General features: G+C 63.4%; 14 protein-coding genes. 8 read left to right on the top strand and 6 right to left on the bottom strand.

Going from position 1 to position 17,529, the window contains the following annotated elements; translation table 11 throughout:
* The first annotated feature begins 9 nt into the window (after positions 1-9).
* From ACP7DE_RS04400 to ACP7DE_RS04385, 4 genes are read left to right on the top strand one after another with little or no spacing between them, the layout of a single operon-like run.
* Entirely contained in the window at positions 10-1,092 is a 1,083-nt protein-coding gene (locus ACP7DE_RS04400; RefSeq protein WP_426070931.1) for an STM4014 family protein, read from the top strand.
* A complete protein-coding gene (locus ACP7DE_RS04395; RefSeq protein ID WP_426070930.1) occupies positions 1,085-1,927 on the top strand; it encodes an STM4013/SEN3800 family hydrolase in 843 nt (280 codons plus the stop codon). Before ACP7DE_RS04400 ends, ACP7DE_RS04395 begins: the two co-directional genes overlap by 8 nt.
* Positions 1,924-3,303, top strand: coding sequence for an STM4012 family radical SAM protein (locus ACP7DE_RS04390; protein WP_426070929.1), 1,380 nt, complete (start codon positions 1,924-1,926; stop codon positions 3,301-3,303). Before ACP7DE_RS04395 ends, ACP7DE_RS04390 begins: the two co-directional genes overlap by 4 nt.
* Complete coding sequence (locus ACP7DE_RS04385) at positions 3,297-4,175, top strand: STM4011 family radical SAM protein (RefSeq protein ID WP_426070928.1); 879 nt, start codon at positions 3,297-3,299, stop codon at positions 4,173-4,175. Before ACP7DE_RS04390 ends, ACP7DE_RS04385 begins: the two co-directional genes overlap by 7 nt.
* Positions 4,176-4,239: 64 nt before the next feature.
* Here the strand turns inward: ACP7DE_RS04385 and ACP7DE_RS04380 are convergent, their stop codons facing one another.
* Entirely contained in the window at positions 4,240-6,423 is a 2,184-nt protein-coding gene (locus ACP7DE_RS04380) for a prolyl oligopeptidase family serine peptidase (protein WP_426070927.1), read from the bottom strand.
* Positions 6,424-6,850: 427 nt separating this feature from the next.
* Between ACP7DE_RS04380 and ACP7DE_RS04375 the strand changes: the two genes are divergently transcribed.
* Positions 6,851-8,638: a GGDEF domain-containing protein gene (locus ACP7DE_RS04375; RefSeq protein ID WP_426071361.1), complete on the top strand. Its 1,788-nt coding sequence runs from the start codon at positions 6,851-6,853 to the stop codon at positions 8,636-8,638.
* 134 nt (positions 8,639-8,772) lie between these two features.
* Here ACP7DE_RS04375 and ACP7DE_RS04370 read toward each other — a convergent pair whose 3' ends face one another.
* The 4 genes from ACP7DE_RS04370 to ACP7DE_RS04355 all read right to left on the bottom strand — a co-directional run bounded on the left by ACP7DE_RS04370 (position 8,773) and on the right by ACP7DE_RS04355 (position 12,876).
* A complete protein-coding gene (locus ACP7DE_RS04370) occupies positions 8,773-9,294 on the bottom strand; it encodes a DUF4262 domain-containing protein (RefSeq protein ID WP_426070926.1) in 522 nt (173 codons plus the stop codon).
* An 88-nt stretch (positions 9,295-9,382) separates the two neighbouring features.
* On the bottom strand, positions 9,383-10,771 hold the full coding sequence (locus ACP7DE_RS04365) for a tetratricopeptide repeat protein (RefSeq protein WP_426070925.1): 1,389 nt from the start codon (positions 10,769-10,771) through the stop codon (positions 9,383-9,385).
* A gap of 176 nt (positions 10,772-10,947) precedes the next feature.
* Complete coding sequence (locus tag ACP7DE_RS04360) at positions 10,948-11,577, bottom strand: 3'-5' exonuclease (protein ID WP_426070924.1); 630 nt, start codon at positions 11,575-11,577, stop codon at positions 10,948-10,950.
* A gap of 48 nt (positions 11,578-11,625) precedes the next feature.
* Positions 11,626-12,876 carry an Hsp70 family protein gene (locus tag ACP7DE_RS04355; protein ID WP_426070923.1) on the bottom strand — a complete coding sequence of 417 codons (1,251 nt, stop codon included), beginning with the start codon at positions 12,874-12,876 and terminating at the stop codon, positions 11,626-11,628.
* Between the two features lie 177 nt (positions 12,877-13,053).
* Between ACP7DE_RS04355 and ACP7DE_RS04350 the strand changes: the two genes are divergently transcribed.
* Both ACP7DE_RS04350 and ACP7DE_RS04345 read left to right on the top strand, forming a co-directional pair.
* Positions 13,054-15,138 carry an Ig-like domain-containing protein gene (locus ACP7DE_RS04350; RefSeq protein ID WP_426070922.1) on the top strand — a complete coding sequence of 695 codons (2,085 nt, stop codon included), beginning with the start codon at positions 13,054-13,056 and terminating at the stop codon, positions 15,136-15,138.
* A 178-nt stretch (positions 15,139-15,316) separates the two neighbouring features.
* Positions 15,317-16,423, top strand: a complete 1,107-nt coding sequence (locus tag ACP7DE_RS04345; RefSeq protein ID WP_426070921.1) for a LacI family DNA-binding transcriptional regulator — start codon at positions 15,317-15,319, stop codon at positions 16,421-16,423.
* Positions 16,424-16,589: 166 nt separating this feature from the next.
* On the opposite strand, the gene ACP7DE_RS04340 is transcribed toward ACP7DE_RS04345, so the two are convergent.
* Positions 16,590-17,009: a YidB family protein gene (locus tag ACP7DE_RS04340; protein WP_426070920.1), complete on the bottom strand. Its 420-nt coding sequence runs from the start codon at positions 17,007-17,009 to the stop codon at positions 16,590-16,592.
* A 260-nt stretch (positions 17,010-17,269) separates the two neighbouring features.
* On the opposite strand from ACP7DE_RS04340, the gene ACP7DE_RS04335 reads away from it, so the two are divergent.
* Positions 17,270-17,482, top strand: a complete 213-nt coding sequence (locus ACP7DE_RS04335; RefSeq protein WP_426070919.1) for a hypothetical protein — start codon at positions 17,270-17,272, stop codon at positions 17,480-17,482.
* Positions 17,483-17,529 lie beyond the last annotated feature (47 nt).

The raw sequence follows: 17,529 nt of genomic DNA, 5'->3' as shown, positions 1-17,529 counted from the left end.
AGGATGCTTTTGCTGGCCACCGGCGGCAGCAAGCGCGTGCGCCTGATGCAGGCGGCGCGCGCGCAACTGCGCCTGCCGCCCGCGCAAGTACTGGAATGGCGCGACTGGCTGGCGCAGCCGGCGCTACTGGAGGAGGCATTGCGCCAACCCTGTTTGTTCAAGATCGAACCGCCCGGCGACGATCCCGCCGCCCACCTGCTGTTGCTGCAGGCAGGCTGCCGGCTGCTGGACCGTCCGCCAGTCGCGGCGCCCGCGCATGGCGAACTGCTGGCCATGGATGCCTGGTTTGCCGGCTTTACAGCTGCCATGGCGTCCCTGACGGCGCAACTGGCCGAGCTGCCGCAGGCGCGCGTATTCAATGCACCGGGCGAAATCAGCCTCATGACGGACAAGCTGGCGTGCCAGCGCCATCTGGCCGCGCACGGCGTGCCCATACCGGCCTTGCTGGGTCCCGTGCATGGCTACGAACATTTGCAGTCGCTGCTGCGCGAACATGAGCTCGACCGCGTGTACCTGAAACCGCGCTACGGCTCGTCCGCCTCCGGCGTCGTCGCCTACCGGCGCAACCGGACGGGCCGCCAGCAAGCCACCACCTCGGCCGCCTTATCGCGGGCGGACTGCCAGACACGTTTGTTCAATGTCAAGCGCATGACACGCTACGAGGCAGCGGCCGACATCGCGGCTCTCATCGATGCGCTGGCCGCGCAACAGCTGTACGCGGAAGCATGGCTGAACAAGCCGCGCTGCGGCGACAGCCACTACGACCTGCGCGTCGTGACCCTGGCGGGCCAGCCCGCGCACCGGGTGGCGCGCATCGGCGACCAGATGATGACCAATCTGCACCTCGACAACCGGCGCGGCGACGCGGCCGGCATGCTGCTCGCTGCCGATATGCAGGCACTGGAGGAAACCGCCGCCCTGGCCGCGCGCGCTTTCCCGGCCAGCCACGTGACGGGCTACGACCTCGTGGTGCGCCACGGCCAGGCCTATGTGCTCGAAGCGAATGCCTTCGGCGACCTGCTGCCCGGCCTGCTCTGGCAAGGCATGGACACCTACACGGCGCAACTGGCCCATTTCACGCATCATGCTTAAAGAAATACCGACCATCCCCGACATGCACGCCATCGTGGGCAGCCACGACATCGTCTTCATCACGCTCGACACCCTGCGCTATGACGTGGCGCAAGCGCTGTATGAAGCAGGCGAATTGCCCGTGCTGGGCCGCTTGCTGCCACCGGGAGGCTGGGAACGGCGCCACTCGCCCGCCACATTTACCTATGCTGCGCACCAGGCCTTCTTCGCGGGCTTTTTGCCCACGCCGGCTGCGCCGGGACGCCATCCGCGCCTGTTCGCCAGCGCTTTCGCGGGCAGCGAGACGACCTCGCCGCACACGTTTGCGTTTGAGGAAGCGGATCTACCCGCCGCGCTGGCCGCGCGCGGCTACCGCACCCTCTGCATCGGCGGCGTGGGTTTCTTTAATAAACAGACGGCGCTGGGCACGGTGCTGCCGTCGCTGTTCCAGGAAAGCCACTGGAGCGCCGGCATGGGCGTGGCCAGCCGCCACTCGACGCAACAGCAGGTGGCGCTGGCCATAGAGCGCCTGGCAGACGGCGCGCAGCGCACCTTTTTATTCATCAACGTGGCCGCCCTGCACACGCCGAACCGCGCCTACCTGCCCGGCTGCCGCGCCGACAACCTGGACAGCCATGCGGCGGCCCTGCGCTACGTGGACAGCGCGCTGGCGCCCCTGTTTGCCGCCTGCGCCGCGCGCGCGCCCACGTTTGCCATCGTCTGCTCGGACCACGGCAGCGCCTATGGCGAAGACGGCTACCGGGGCCACAGAGTGGCCCACGACAGCGTGTGGAACGTGCCGTATGCGCACTTCTTCCTCGCCCCCGATACCCCCCCCAAGGAGTCCCCACCGTGAATCCAGCCGAACAAGCTGCCACCCTGGCGCAGCGCATGCGCCACACGCCCTACCAGGCATATTCGTACTCGTACCCACACAAGGCGGCCTACCGCGCCTTGCCGCAAGCGACGCCCCTCGCGCCCCTGTGGGCACAGCAAGACCGCTCCGCCCTCTTCGCCTACATCCACATCCCGTTTTGCGAAATGCGTTGCGGCTTTTGCAACCTGTTCGCCATGGCCCGCCCCAGCGCGGACATGGTCGAGCGCTATGTGCAGCAAGTGCTGGTGCAGATGCGCGCCATGGACGGCGCGCTGGGCGAGCGGCGCTTTGCCCGCTTCGCGCTGGGCGGCGGGACGCCCACCTATCTATCGCCCACGCAGCTCGACACCCTGCTGTGCGGCGCGCGCGACATTCTCGGCATAGCCCTGCAGCACACGCCGGCCGGTATTGAAGCGTCGCCCGAAACCATCACGGCCGAACGGCTGGCCGTGTGCCGCGCGCACGGCATCGACCGGGTCAGCCTGGGCATCCAAAGCTTTGCCGCCGGAGAAATGCGCGCGCTGGCACGGCCCCAGCAAAACGCCACCGTCCATCACGCCATCGGCCTGATACGCGCGGCCGGCTTTCCCACCCTGAACCTGGACCTGATCTACGGCATTGCGGGGCAAACCATCGCCAGCCTGCTCGCTTCCATCGACAGCGCGCTGGCTTTCCGGCCCGAGGAAATCTATCTGTATCCGCTGTACGTGCGCGAACAGACGGGTCTCGGCAAGGTGGCGCGCCGCCAGGGCGCGCCATCGCTCAACCCCATCATGCTGGCGCAGGGCGGCGACAGCCGTTTGGTCCTGTACGCGGCCGCGCGCGAGCATTTGCGCGCCCAGGGCTACGCGCAGGTGTCAATGCGCATGTTCCGCGCACCGCATGCACCCGAGCAGAACGGGCCCTCGTACTGCTGCCAGAACGATGGCATGGTGGGCCTGGGCGCGGGCGCCCGCTCCTACACTTCGCGCCTGCATTATTCGAGCGAGTACGCGGTGGCGCGCACGGACACCATCAACATCATCGAACAATATCTCGCGCTCGATGAAGCGCGCTTTGCACAGGCCGAACACGGTTATGTACTCGATGATGCAGAACAGCGGCGCCGCTATGTGATCCAGTCGCTGCTGACCGAACCGGGCCTGGACCGCGACACCTACACGGCGCGCTTCGGCACGCGCTGCGAAGAAGACTTGCCGCAACTGGCCGAGCTGCACGCGCTGGAGTTGGCCAAGGAAGATGGCCCGCTGCTGCGCCTGAATGACCGGGGCTACAGCTACGCCGACACCATCGGTCCCTGGCTGGCCTCCGATACGGTGCGCGCGCTGATGGCCGAAGGCGGCCAGGCGTGCTGACAACACAGCCTGGCACGTTGTCCCTGCTGTACCGGGGCACGCTATCGAGCTGCAACTACGCCTGCAGCTACTGCCCGTTTGCCAAGAAGCGCGACAGCCGCGCCGCGCTGGCCCGCGATGCGCGCGAAGTGGCGCGCTTTACAGATTGGATAGTGCGCCAAACGCGCCCTATCAGCATCCTGTTTACGCCCTGGGGCGAAGCGCTGGTGCGGCGCCACTACCGCACGGCCATGCAAACCCTGGCCAGCCTGCCCCACGTGCGCCAGGTGGCGCTGCAAACGAATCTGTCCGGCCCCTTAGGCTGGCTGGATAGCCTGGACGGGCTGGAAAAGATCGGCCTGTGGTGTACCTACCACCCGGACCAGACCACCCTGGCCCGTTTTCTCGCACGCTGCGCGCGCCTGGACGTCATGGGCGTGCGCTATTCCGTGGGCGTCGTGGCGATGAACGAGCACATGGACGCCATCGGCGCCCTGCGCGCGGCCCTGCCGGCGCATGTGTACCTGTGGCTGAACGCCTACGACCGCCGTGGTCCCGGCTACTACACGCTGGAAGACCTGGCATGGCTTGATGGCGTTGACCCGTGGTTCGCGCAAAACCGCCGCCCGTCTCCCTCGCGCGGCAAACCTTGCCTGGCGGGCGAACTGTCGCTGTCTGTCGATGGCGACGGCGAACTGGCGCGCTGCCATTTCGTGCCCGAGCGGCTGGGGAATTTGTACACGGACGACCTGGCCGACCTGCTGCAGGAAAAATCCTGCCCACGCTTCAAGTGCGACTGCTATATCGGTTATGCGCAACGCAAGGATTTGCCGTTTCTGACCACGTTTGAAAACGGCGTGCTGGCGCGCATCGCGCCTTTGCAATGGATGTAAAAAAGCGCGGGCCAACTGCGCCCGCGCTTTTACCTTGCTGCAACTACAGAATGACTGCGCCGAGTTACTGCGCCGCCACTTTCGCCGGCTCCGCCGATGCTGCCGGCGTCATCTTCAGCGAACGGCTGAGGAAGCCCCAGCGGTCCGCCACTTCTTCGATCTGCTTGGTCGTCGGCTTACCGGCGCCATGGCCGGCCTTGCTGTCGATGCGGATCAGCACGGGTGCCGCGCCGCCTTGCGCAGCCTGGGCGGCGGCGGCGAACTTGAAGCTGTGGGCAGGCACCACGCGGTCGTCATGGTCGGCCGTGGTAATCATGGTGGCTGGATAACAGCCGCCCGCCTTCAGGTTGTGCAGTGGCGAGTATTTCACCAGCGCCTTGAACTGCTCGGCGTTGTCCGACGAACCATAGTCAGGCACCCAGCCCCAGCCCACGGTGAACTTGTGGAAGCGCAACATGTCGAGCACGCCCACTTGCGGGATGGCCGCTGCGAACAGGTCGGGACGCTGCGTCATGGCCGCGCCCACCAGCAAGCCGCCATTGCTGCCGCCGCCGATCGCCAGTTTCGATGGCGAAGTGACCTTGTTATCCACCAACCACTGCGCCGCGCCGATAAAATCGTCGAACACGTTTTGCTTGTTCAGTTTGGTGCCAGCCTGGTGCCAGGCTTCGCCGTATTCGCCGCCGCCGCGCAGGTTGGCCATCACGTAGACGCCGCCCATTTCCACCCAGGCAAGATTGGCTACGGAGAAGCTCGGCGTGAGGGAAACATTGAAGCCGCCATAACCGTACAGATAGGTAGGATTCGTGCCATCGAGCTTCATGCCTTTTTTCGAGACGATGAACATCGGCACCTTGGTGCCGTCGCGGCTGGTGAAGAATTGCTGGCGCGTTTCAAAGGCGCTCGGGTCGAAATCAACCTTCGGCTGGCGGTATACGCTGCTCTTGCCCGACTTCATGTCGTAGCGGTAGATGGTCGCTGGCGTCGTAAAACTGGTAAACGAGTAGAACGTTTCCGTATCGCCACGCTTGCCCGCAAAGCCGCCCGCCGAACCGATGCCCGGCAGCGCCACTTCACGCACCAGCTTGCCCTTCAGGTCGACGATCTTGATTTGCGTTTGCGCATCTTTCAGGTAGTCGAGCACCAGCTGGTTGTTGATCAGGTTGACAGCAACCAGGGTTTCCGCACTTTGCGGCACGATTTCCTTCCAGTCGGCGGGCGCCGGTTTGCGCGTATCGATGGCGATCACGCGCGATTTTGGCGCCTTGTTATCCGTCTTGAAGAAGAACACGGGACCGTCATTGTCGATGAAGGAATACGAAGCGTCGAACGCTTCCAGCAAGCCCACCACTTTGGCATTCTTCTGGCGCAAGTCCTTGTAAAAGACGCGGTTCTTGCGCTCCGTGCCCTGCGACGCCGTGATGATCAAATAATTGCCGTCGTCGCTGACGACGCTGCCGCCAAACGCCCATTCCTTCTGGTCGGGACGGTCGAAGACCAGCACGTCGTCGCTTTGCGGCGTGCCGATTTTATGGAAATACAGTTTCTGGAAGTAATTGATATCGGCCAGCTTGGTCGCTTCATTCGGCGCGTCATAGCGGCTATAGAAGAAACCGGTGTTGTCCTTGGTCCACGAGGCGCCCGAGAACTTGGCCCACTTGATGTGGTCGGTCAAATCCTTGCCCGATTCGATGTCACGCACCTTCCACTCGTTCCAATCGGAACCGGAGGCGGACGTGGCGTAGGCCAGGTACTTGCCGTTCGGGCTGATCGAGGTGCCGGCCAGCGCCACCGTGCCATCCGTGGACAGGGTGTTCGGATCGAGCAGCAGACGGGGCTCGTCCGTCAGTTTTTTCACCGTGTACAGCACGGCCTGGTTCTGCAAGCCGTCATTGCGGCTGTAGAAGTAACGGCCACCCTGCTTCGTTGGCGTAGAGAAACGCTCATAGTTCCACAGCTTGGTCAGGCGCTGCTTGATCGCGGCGCGCTCGGGGATGGTGCCCAGGTACGACTGCGTCAGCTTGTTTTGCGCCGCCACCCATTCGCCCGTCTCGGCGCTGTTGGCGTCTTCCAGCCAGCGGTAAGGGTCGGCTATGGTGGTGCCGAAATAGCTATCTTGCTGGTCGACTTTTTTGCTGACCGGATACGTCACGGAGGCGCCATCGCCGGCCGGGCAGGATTGCGCCATGGCATTGCCACCGAAAGCGGCCAGCAAGCTGAATATGAGGGTTGCACTACGTAATTGCATGGGTTGTTTGTCTCATTGTTGGATGTCGAGGAAAGCAGGCCGTTCAAGCACGCGTCACGGCTGCCCATGTTGACTTTCGCCAAGAGAAATCATAGCGCGGATTGCCACTTTTAAAGCACAGTTATCTGATGGATTTGCCGTCTTTTGTTTGGACAATTTACATGAATCGCCATGATAAATCTCGCCTCCATCGGAATCGGCAAACTGACGTTCATATAAGAAACATTATCAAAAGCAAAGTCGTTTCATCAAGCCGTCATAAATCTTCTTTACTATCGGCAACATGTTCATGGCCCGTCCAGAGGCCGTGCCGCCACAGCTGCCTATGTACACTCTCGCCCTCCCCACCGCCACCGCCACCGCCACCGCCGCGCCGCCTGGCCCGACGCCATCGAATGTGGCTTACCTGAAGCCGCCATCTGCCACCATGTCCATCGAAGGAACGGATGCCTTGCACGAGATCCTGGCGGGCCGCAAGCTTAGCGCGCTGTTCCAGCCCATCATCCACATGCACAGCGGCGACATCATCGGCTACGAAGGCTTGATACGGGGCCCGTCCGACAGCCCCCTGCACGCGCCGATGAATCTGTTCAAGGTGGCGCGCGCGCATGACCTGACCCTGGAAGTGGAGCACCTGTGCCGGCAAGTGGTGCTCGAGCGCTTTGCCGAACTGCAACTGCCGGGCAAGCTGTTTCTCAATGTCAGCCCCGAATGCTTGCTGCTGCGCAATGCCCGCCATGGCGAAACCCTGGAATACATCGAGCACATCGGCATCAATCCGGACCGCGTCATCATCGAGCTGACGGAAAACCAGCCCACCTACGACTACGAACTGATGCGCGAAGCGGTGCTGCATTACCGCAACATGGGTTTCCAGATCGCCATCGACGACCTGGGTGAAGGCTTTTCCAGCCTGCGCCTGTGGTCGGAATTGCGCCCTGAATACGTGAAAATCGACATGCATTTCATCCAGGGCATCAATAACGACCCCGTGAAACTGCAATTCGTGCGCTCGATCCAGGAAATCGCGGAGAAATCGGGCACGCTGGTGATCGCCGAAGGCATTGAGGCGCAGACGGAATTGCTGGTCTTGCGCGACCTGGGCGTGGCCTTCGGACAAGGCTATCACCTGGGCCGGCCCAACGCGGTGCCGGCGCGTGCCCTGCCGGCGGAAGTGGTGCAGGCGCTGGGGCGCAACGGCGTGGCCGTGTATCCGCAGCGCAGCAGCCTGGAAAAGAATGGCGCCAGCATCCGCAAGCTGCTGCACCAGGTAGCGGCCGTCTCGCCGCAACGCAACAATAACGAGGTGTACGACATCTTCCTGAAAGACCCGAAGCTGATGATCATCCCCGTCGTCGACGACGGCGTGCCGCTGGGCCTGATCAGCCGCTTCGAAATGATCGACCACTTTGCCCGTCCCTACCAGCGCGAACTGTATGGCAAGAAATCATGCAGCCTGTTCATGGATGCCACGCCCCTCATTGCCGACCACGAGACGAGCTTGCAGGAACTCAGCTACACCATGGTGCAGTCGGATGCCCACCATCTGTTCAACGGCTTCATCATTACCGAACACGGCCGCTACCTGGGCATGGGCACGGGCCACGACTTGATGCGCGAAATCACGCAGATGCAGATCAATGCGGCACGTTACGCCAACCCGCTGACGCAACTGCCCGGCAACGTACCCATCAACGAACATATCGACCGCCTGCTGCACAGCGGTAGCCGCTTCTGGGTCTGCTATTGCGACCTCGACAACTTCAAGCCCTTCAACGATGTGTACGGCTACCGCAAGGGCGACGACGTGATCCAGCTGACGGGAGAAATCCTCAGCAGCCATTGCGACCCGAACCGCGACTTCATCGGCCATATCGGCGGCGACGATTTCATGATTTTGTTCCAGAGCGAAGACTGGGAAACGCGCTGCCAGGCCATGCTGGAACGCTTTGCCGCCGCCATCCTCGCCTACTACAGCACGGGCGACTGCGAACGGGGCGGCTACATCAGCGAAGACCGGCAGGGCAAGAAAGTGTTTTATTCATTGATCAGTCTATCCTTGGGCGTCATCAAGGTCGAGGCGCACCAGTACTACACCCACCATCAGATTGCCACGCAGGCGGCCGAAGCGAAGAAGCAGGCAAAGAAAATCCACGGCAACAGCCTGTTCCTGGACCGGCGGCAAGGCACGGGCGTGGCGCGCATGGATGCCTAGCCTAGGCAGGCAATATGCGGCGGAACGCAAGCAACGGGGAACACCAGCAACGGCCCAAGCTGTGACGCAAGAGCACCGGGGCGAACACGCACAGCGGGCCGTATCGGCACAAACCCTGGCCGTCGTCCCTGCTGTCATGGCGCCGGCGGCGCCGTTCCCAGCAGGGGCTGGCTCTCCACGTACTGTGCGCTGGCTTGCGCCTGCCACGGGAAATGGCCATCGCACGACGGCCAGACGATCTGGTACAGCGTAAAATCATCGCCCTGGTAGCACCAGCGCGCATAAGCGACGTAGTTGCGGTATTGCTCGACGGGCACGCGCACGAAGGCGCACGGATGGTCCTTCAGCAAGACGTCCGTGGTGGCCGTGAAATCCGTGATGGCGCCGCTGCGCGCGGCATCCAGTGCCACGTCGTGTATCTGGTGGGCCATGGATCGAGGCAAGCCCATGATGAGAAATTCAGGCTGGCCGAAGCTGTGACAAGCGCCTATCGTGAAGGCATAGCCGGGACCTTCTTCATCAGCACTGATATGGACGCCATGCCAGCCATGCGTGGCGATGTCATCGACGACTTTTTGCTCGGATGCATCCTCGCCTGCCTGCCTTACCCTGTTCCACCTTTCACTGTGCCAAAAACCCGCACTGGATGCACGCATTGTGCAAGCATTGCCTCATGGCGGCGCGACATGCCTGTCAGCAATTATCACATGCAGCGCGCGTCCATGCGCGCACGGTGCCGGTGCTTCAGTCTGGCAGCGGCAGCGGCGGGGAACGCCCCTGGTGCCATTGCCGCATGCGCTGCTGCGCCTCTTGCAGCTGTGCCGGCTTCAGCCTGGCGGCGATCGCTTCCCTGGCCCGGGTCGCTCCGCTATCGCCACCCTCGGCCGCCAGCGCCAGCCACATGTAGCCGCTGAGCAAATCCTTCTCCACGCCGCGCCCGCTGTTATACATGCCGCCCAGGTTGTACTGCGCCAGCGCATGACCCTGGCCGGCCGCATGCGTATACCATTGCACGGCCAGACCATCGTCTTGCGCTACGCCATGGCCGTTCGCATACATGACGCCCAGATTGTTCTGCGCGCTGGCATCGCCCTGCTCTGCCGCCGTGCGGTACCAACGCACGGCGCACACATCGTCGCGCTCCGCACCCTGGCCATTGGCATACATCACGCCCAGGTTGAACTGCGCATTCGACGCGCCCTGGGCTGCCGCCCTGGCATACCAGTCCAGCGCCTGCTGCAAGTCGCGGGCGATGCCGCGCCCGCCCGCAAACATGCCGCCCAGATTGTATTGCGCCATGCAATGGCCCTGCAGGGCGGCGCGCCGGTACCAAACGAGGGCGCGCGCCTCGTCCTGGTCCACGCCCTGGCCGCGCGCCAGCATCAGGCCCAGGTTGAACTGGGCGTCGGCATCATCCTGCTCGGCCGCCCGCTGCAACCAGGCATAGGCGCGCAGCTGGTCGGGCACCACGCCCAGGCCTTCCGCATAGGCCACGCCAAGTTGCCGCTGCGCTACGGCCAAGCCCTGGGCAGCGGCTTGGCGGAACCAGGCCAGCGCCTGCGCATCGCTTTGCACCACACCCTGGCCGCGTTTGTAGACGAGCCCCAGGTTCAGCTGCGCCTGCGCATCACCCTGCAAGGCTGCCTTGCGGAACCAGGCCAGGGCCAGCGCATCGTTCTTTTTCGCGCCCAGCCCTTGGGCATACGCTTCGCCCAGCAAGGATTGCGCGCTGGCCACGCCCTGCTCGGAGGCGCGGTAAAACCAGGCCAGGGCCAGCTCGTCGCTCTGCAGCACGCCCCGCCCCTTGCGGTACATCTGTCCCAGGTTTTGCTGGGCCGAGGCATCGCCCTGGGCGGCCGCGCGGCGAAACCACAGCACCGCGTCCTCGTTGCTCTGCGCCACGCCCCGGCCGTGGTAATACAGGGCGCCCAGGTGGTTCTGCGCGTAAGCCAGCCCTTGCAGCGCGGCCAGGCGTAGCCAGACAAAGGCGCGCGCATCGTCCTGCGCCACGCCTTCGCCCTTCTTGTACATCAATCCCAGGTTGAACTGGGCGTAGGCATTGCCCTGCTCGGCAGCCGTGCGGAACCAGATATACACCTGGTGGCTATCTCTGGCAGTATGGTGCTTGTCCATGTGCGCCCCCATCCACATTGCGCTTGCCGGCAGCACGCGCAAAACGGCGGACCAGGGCGACGAAATCGTGTGTTGCTTAAATTTTAAATTCGATGCGGGGGAAGGACTTGAGCAGGCTCAAACGAAATAACAAAATTATATCGTTTTAATGAGCCCGCTTCGAAAAGAAACGGGGATCAGCGGCGTGATGGATGCTTTTGCAGGAATTGCGGCACTTTCGCGGCGGCCAGCTTGTTCAGCGACACCAGCAAGTCGGCGTCGACATCGGCAAGGCCATAGTTGCTGCGCAGGTGGCGGCCGATATGGATCAGCACTTGCGCGGCCACTTCCGCATCCGACTCAGCCCTGTGGGCGGCGCTCTTGAAGACGATGCCGAGCTGGCTCGACAGCAAGCCCAGCTTGTAGCTGGCCATGCCGGGAAACACGCGGCGCGACAGTTTCAAGGAACACACGAGCGACTGGTGTGCGGGCGTCAGGTTCAGCCTGGCGCTTTCCGCGCGCAGGAATTTCTCATCGAAGCTGGCATTGTGTGCCGACAAGGCATCGCTGCCGATGAAGTCCAGCAACTGCGGCACCACCTCGGCCACGGGCGGCGCCTTATCCACCATCGCCTGCGTGATGCCCGTCAAGCCCGTGATGAACGAGGGAATGCGCGCATTGCAGTTGATCAGGGTCACATAGCGGTCCGTGATTTGCCCGCCTTCAATGCGCAAGGCCGCCACTTCCGTGATGCGGTCGCCCATGTCGGGAGATAAACCGGTCGTCTCGAAGTCGATCATGACGATCGGTTTGTCAAACACATTCATGGGGCGTTCTTTCGTGGGTGCGGCAGTGGCATGGCGAAGCCGCGATTATCAACCGAACTTGCGTACGGCGTCCAGCGCCAATCCCGCACCGATACTGCCGAACAGGTCGCCTTCGACCTTGCGTGCGGCCGGCACCAGGGCGGCGATCTTTTCGCGCAGCAAGCGCACGCCGCTCGAGCCGCCCGTAAAGAACACGGTATCGACGGCGTCCGGCGCCACGCCCGCGTCACGCAACAAACGCAGCACGGTTTCTTCCACGGAACCGCACAAATGGCCGATGGCTTCGTCGAATTGCGTACGTTTCAGCAACAGGCTTTGCGCGGGCGACAAACGGTCCAGTTCCAGCTGCACTTCGGCCGCGTCGGACAGGGCAATCTTGCCCTCTTCCACTTTCATCGCCAGCCAGTGGCCAGCGCGCTCGTCGATCAGCTTTTGCAGACGTTTCACTTTGTCTTGCTCACGCGCATCGCGGCACACGTCGGCCAGCTGCACCCAGATCTTCTTGGTGTAGGCCAAATTGATCGTGTGCCAGGTAGCCAGGTTGAAATAATAGCTGGACGGCACTTCGCTATTGTTATGCAGCCGGCTACCGTAGCCGAGCAGGGGCATGACGGATGACAGGCTCAGATATTTATCGAAGTCCGTGCCACCGATGTGCACGCCGCCGGTGGCGAGGATATCGTCGCGCCGCTCCGCCTTTTTCGCCCGCGCGGGCGACAAACGCACCAGCGAAAAGTCGGAGGTACCGCCGCCGATGTCGGCGATCAGCACCAGTTCTTCCTTGTCGATTTGCGACTCGTAGTCGAACGCGGCAGCAATCGGCTCGAACTGGAAGGCGACATCCTTGAAGCCGACGGAACGGGCCACTTCGGCCAGGGTGTCTTGCGCCAGCTGGTCGGCCTGCGCATTGTCGTCGATAAAGAAGACGGGACGGCCGAACACGGCGGACGAGAATTCGCGGCCGGCGGACTGCTCGGCGCGGCGTTTCACTTCGCCAATAAATTGCGCCAGCAACATGCGAAATGGCAGCGCGCGGCCGCCCACTTCCGTCTGGCCATCGATGAGACTGGTGCCCAGCAAGCTTTTCAGCGAGCGCATCAAACGGCCCTCGTAGCCGGCCAGATAGCCGGCCAGCGCCGCGCGGCCAAAACTGACTTCCTCGTCTTCCGCATTGAAGAAGACAACGGACGGTAAGGTCGTCTTGCCATCTTCCAGGCCGAGCATGGTGCTCTGCCCGGGACGTGCCCAACCTACCGTGGAATTTGACGTGCCGAAATCGACGCCGCAAGCATTGGCCATGTCGACCCTTCCCTGAATAAAGGGGCGTTATCTTATCAGAATGCACGCCATTGCACCAGAAAAATACTTCCGAAACGGCCAAGACAACAAGCTTGCTTTGCATCAAGTAGTGACGGCGTGCAAAAGCTACTCTTGAGATTGATGCCGAGCAACTCGGCGAGCTCCCGGAGACCCATCGTGCCCCTCGCCCCCCTGCGCCACCCGCGCCACCTGCCCACTGCTGTGCTGCCCGCCACTTTTCTGGCTGTCTTCCTCGTTTCCCTCGCCGGCTGCGGCGGCGGAGGCGGTACCGATACGCAGGTGTCCGGCGGCTGCTCGCTGCACAGCACGACAGGCTGCGGCGGCAGCCCGCCACCGCCCATTGTGCCGCCCGTGACGCCGCCAGTCACCCCGCCGGTGACGCCACCCGTGATTCCACCCGAGCCTGCCAACCTGGCCAGCGCCGTCAACCTGGTCTTTTCCAGCACGGAACTGGCCTCGGCAGGCCTGGCCGGCAGCGAAGTGGCCGTCACGGCCCTCGTCAAGGATGGCGCCAACCTGGCCTTGCCAAACGCAAAGATTTCCTTTGCCACCGATTCCGGCATCCTCGGCAGCGTCGATGCCGTGACAGACAAGAATGGCCAGGCACACGCCCTGCTGGGCACGGGTGGCGCGAACAGCAACCGCAGCATCACCGTGACGGCCAATGTCGGCACGCGCAGCGGCAAGGGCACGGTGGCGGTCACGGGCAGTAGCGTGGAACTGCTGGGGCCGGCCGCACTGATGCTGGGCCAGGGTGCCGACCTCACCGTCACCGTGCGCGACTCGGCAAAGCGGCCCGTGGCCGGCGCCGCGATTGCCTACAGCACGGGCGCCGGCAATGGCGTGCGCGTCAAGGATGGCGGCGCGGCGCTCAGCAATGCGCAAGGCCAGCTGCTGCTGCGCCTGACGGCAGGCAGCCTGGGCAAGGATGCCGTTTCCGTCAGCGCACTGGGCGCCGCCGCCACGCAAGCATATGCCGTGGCCGGCAGCGACCTGCGCCTGAGCCCTGCCGTGGGCCAGGACGCCAGTGGCGCTGACGTACTGCCGGAAGTGACGACCCTGGCGTGCCAAGCCATCGATGCGCGCTACGACAAGGCTGGCGCGGCGCAAACGGGCAGCGCCAGCCTGTCCACCTCGCGCGGCAGCCTGTTTGCAGACAGCGCCTGCAGCCAGGCCTTGCCCGCCAGCTTGATTTTTAGCAATGGCAACTTACCGCGCAGCTATGTGCAGTCGGCCAACGCGGGCGTGGCCACCATCACGGCCGCCGTGGCGGGCGGGCCCACGGCGCAGACGCGGCTGGAATTCGTCGCGCCCTTGAGCGCTGCCAGCAAGCTGGCAGCGCAAGCGGAGCCGGCCGTGCTGCGCGCCAATACGACCAATTCGGCGGCTTTGGCCGATAACACCAGCACCATCAGCGCCGTAGTCCGCGATGGCGCGGCAAACAACCTGGTCAAGAACGCGCCCGTGCTGTTCAGCATTTTGAGCGACCCCAGCGGTGGTTACCTGCGGCAAGCCGGCCGCGTACTGACGGGTAGCGACGGTCTGGCCCGCGCCGCGTATGTGGCGGGGCCGGCCGATAGTGGGCGCGACGGCGTGCTGATACAGGCCCGCATCGAGGGCGCACCGCAAGCGGTGGCCACGGCCCTCGTGCGCCTGACGGTAGCGCGGCAAGCGCTGTCGATCAAGCTGGGCACGGGCAACCTGCTGCGCGAATACTCGGCCAGCGTGCTGCAGAAGGACTTTGCCGTGTTCGTTTCCGACAGCGCCGGCAACGCCGTGCCCGGCGTCGCCATCACGGCCGCCGCCTGGCCCAGCCACTATGCCAAGGGATATTACGTGTGGGAAGCGGACAAACCCGAGTTCCCCGACACGGGCGTCTGGCGCCGGGCCCTGCCCCACTACAGCTGCGCCAACGAAGACGTCTTGCGCAACGGCATTTTTGACGCCGCCTATGACCGCAACGGCAATGGCGTGCTCGACCCGGGCATCCCCCTGACCGTCAGCGCCAGCGGCCTGAGCGACGCGCTGGGCATGGCTACCGTCACCGTCAGTTATCCGCGCAATGTTGGTTCCTGGGTACACGTGGCCCTGACAGTGCGCGGCACCGTCAGCGGCACGGAAGCGAGCGCCACGGCAGAATTACCGTTGCCCACCCTGGCCAGCGATTTCAGCGCACGCCGCATCGACCCGCCGGGACGCATCAGCCCCTATGGCAGCGGCCCCTGCGACAGTCCCGATTGAGCAGCTGGCAGACCACTTGCCATTCAGCCATATTTTTGCAACATGAACAATAAGCGTGATGGGCATGCAGTCTTGCCATGCAGCAATTTTTTACGCTATGCTCGTTCTGCCCGCCCAGGCCGCAATAAGCGGCCGGGCCTGCAGGAATACTTTGCGACAGCCAGCTTGCCAGACCAATATGCGAAAAAAGAATACTGTAGACCGGACACCCAGCACCACCCTCCCCGTACCCGGTGCCGGGCGGCGCGTGACCTCGTATGACGTGGCCCTGCTGGCCGGCGTCTCGCAATCGGCCGTGTCGCGCTGCTTCAAGCCCGGCGCCAGCATCTCGCCCGCCACCCACGCCAAGGTCATGCAGGCGGCCATCAGCCTCGACTACATCCCTAACGCGGCCGCGCGCAGCCTGATCACGCGCCGCTCGAACCTGGTGGCCGTCATCATTTCCAACCTGGCCAATTTGTACTATCCGCAGGTGTTGTCCGACCTGAGCCAGCAAATCGCCCGCCAGGGCAAGCGTTTATTGCTATTCACCCTGGAGCGCGATGCGGACATCGGCAAAGTCTTGAGCGATGTGTGGCAATACCAGGTCGACGGCGCCATCGTGGCCGCCGGCCTGTCGGACGAGCAGATGGCCGAATTCGGCCGGCGCGACGTGCCGCTGGTGCTGTTCAACCGCAGCCCCCGCGAGCACGCCGTGCATGCCGTGCTGTGCGACCAGGCCGAAGCGGCGCGCCTGCTCGTATCGCGCCTGGCGGAGGCAGGCCATCGCCAGTTCGCCATCATCGACGGCCCCGGCGACTCGGCCGTGGCGCAGGAACGCAAGGCCGGCGTGCTGGACCGTTTGCTGACCCTGGGCTTGCCCGCGCCCATCGTCGTCAGCGGCAACTACGATTACGCCAGCGGCGGACGCGGCTTGCGCAAGGTCATCGACCGCCTGGGCCGCGTACCGGACGCCGTCATTTGCGGCAACGACATCATGGCCATCGGCTGCCTGGACACGGCGCGCCACCAGATGGGCATCCAGGTGCCGCTGCAGATGTCAGTGGCCGGCTTCGACGCGCTGGAAGCGTCCGGCTGGCTCAGCTACGACATCACTACCCTGCGCCAGCCCGTGCAAAAGATGGCCACCGATGCCGTCGCCATGCTGGGCGAACTGATGGAGCGGCGCGGCGGCAGCGCCGAACGGCGCCGCTATTGCTCGTATCTGGTGGAGGGAAGTACGGCGAGGCTGACCAGCGAACCGGCATATGTAGCACAACACCTCGGCATGATGGCCGCCGCCTGAAAAACACCCATGGCGTTGTTGCCTGCCCCTCGCCGTACTCGCGTACTGTCTTCGGGGCGGCGCCTAGCCACAGGCGTTTTTCAGACGTTAACACCGATCACCCAGAAACCTTGCACATAAAAAACCTCGCATCGCTGCGAGGTTTTTTGTTGTTGCATCGGCTGTATCAACCGAAGATCTTGCCCTTGAGCATACTCAAGCCCTGACTGACGAGGTCATTGCCTTCTGGTACTTGACCATTCGGCGTCAGCTTGTCGATCAGCTGGGGCAGCAAGGCTGCCAGGCCGCCCGAGGCCGCGTCCGGGGCGACGCCCGCTTTTTCAGCGATCTGGGTGATCGTGTCGGCGCCCAGCGCATCCTTGATCTGGTCGCCGGACACGGGCGCATTGGCGCCGGTGCCGATCCAGCTGGCCACCTGGTCGCCCAGGCCGCTTTCCTGGAATTTCTGCAGCAGGCCAGGCAAGCCGCCATGCTGGTTGACCAGGTCCATCACACTGGCCATCAATCCCGATGGCGCTTCCCCATCCGCGCCCTTGTTGCCCAAAGCGCTCATCGCCTGTCCTGCAAGTTGATCTAGCAAACTCATCGTATTCTCCTGAACGCTATCGATTCGTGCCGCGTGACCGCGGCATCCGGCATGGCGCAGACCATTCCACCCCATGGAAAACATTATACTATGAATAATAACAATGCTATAATCACAATCTCGCGGCGAGCGCGTGGACGGACTCACTGTCGAGCCGCCCACCTCCATCATATTTAGTTCGGCACAACATGCAAGCGTAAATTGACGGTTCGCAAAACCGTGTAGAATTTATTTTCCTACTTACTGAGGAGTATCAACACATGAACATCAATCAAGCGGTAGACAAAGCCTACGAAAACAAGACGTTCAAGGAAATCGCCGATGCGCCCGTCGATGCGCTGCAAGGCGTGAGCGAGAAGGATGCGGAGCTGCTCAAGCAAGCGTTCAATATCAAGACCGTGCGCGATCTGGCGAACCTGAAATACTCGAAGTGGGCGCGCGCCATCGTCACCCTGGCCGATACGGAAGAATAAACCGGGCCATGCCTTTGACAACCGCGTCAGCACAGCCCGCCCCAGTC

It is taken from the genome of Janthinobacterium sp. DSP2-3-3, assembly GCF_049897325.1.
Taxonomy (GTDB): Bacteria; Pseudomonadota; Gammaproteobacteria; order Burkholderiales; family Burkholderiaceae_D; genus Janthinobacterium.
The sequence above is the reverse complement of the archived record's forward strand: the minus strand, read 5'-3'. Positions and strand labels throughout refer to the sequence as shown.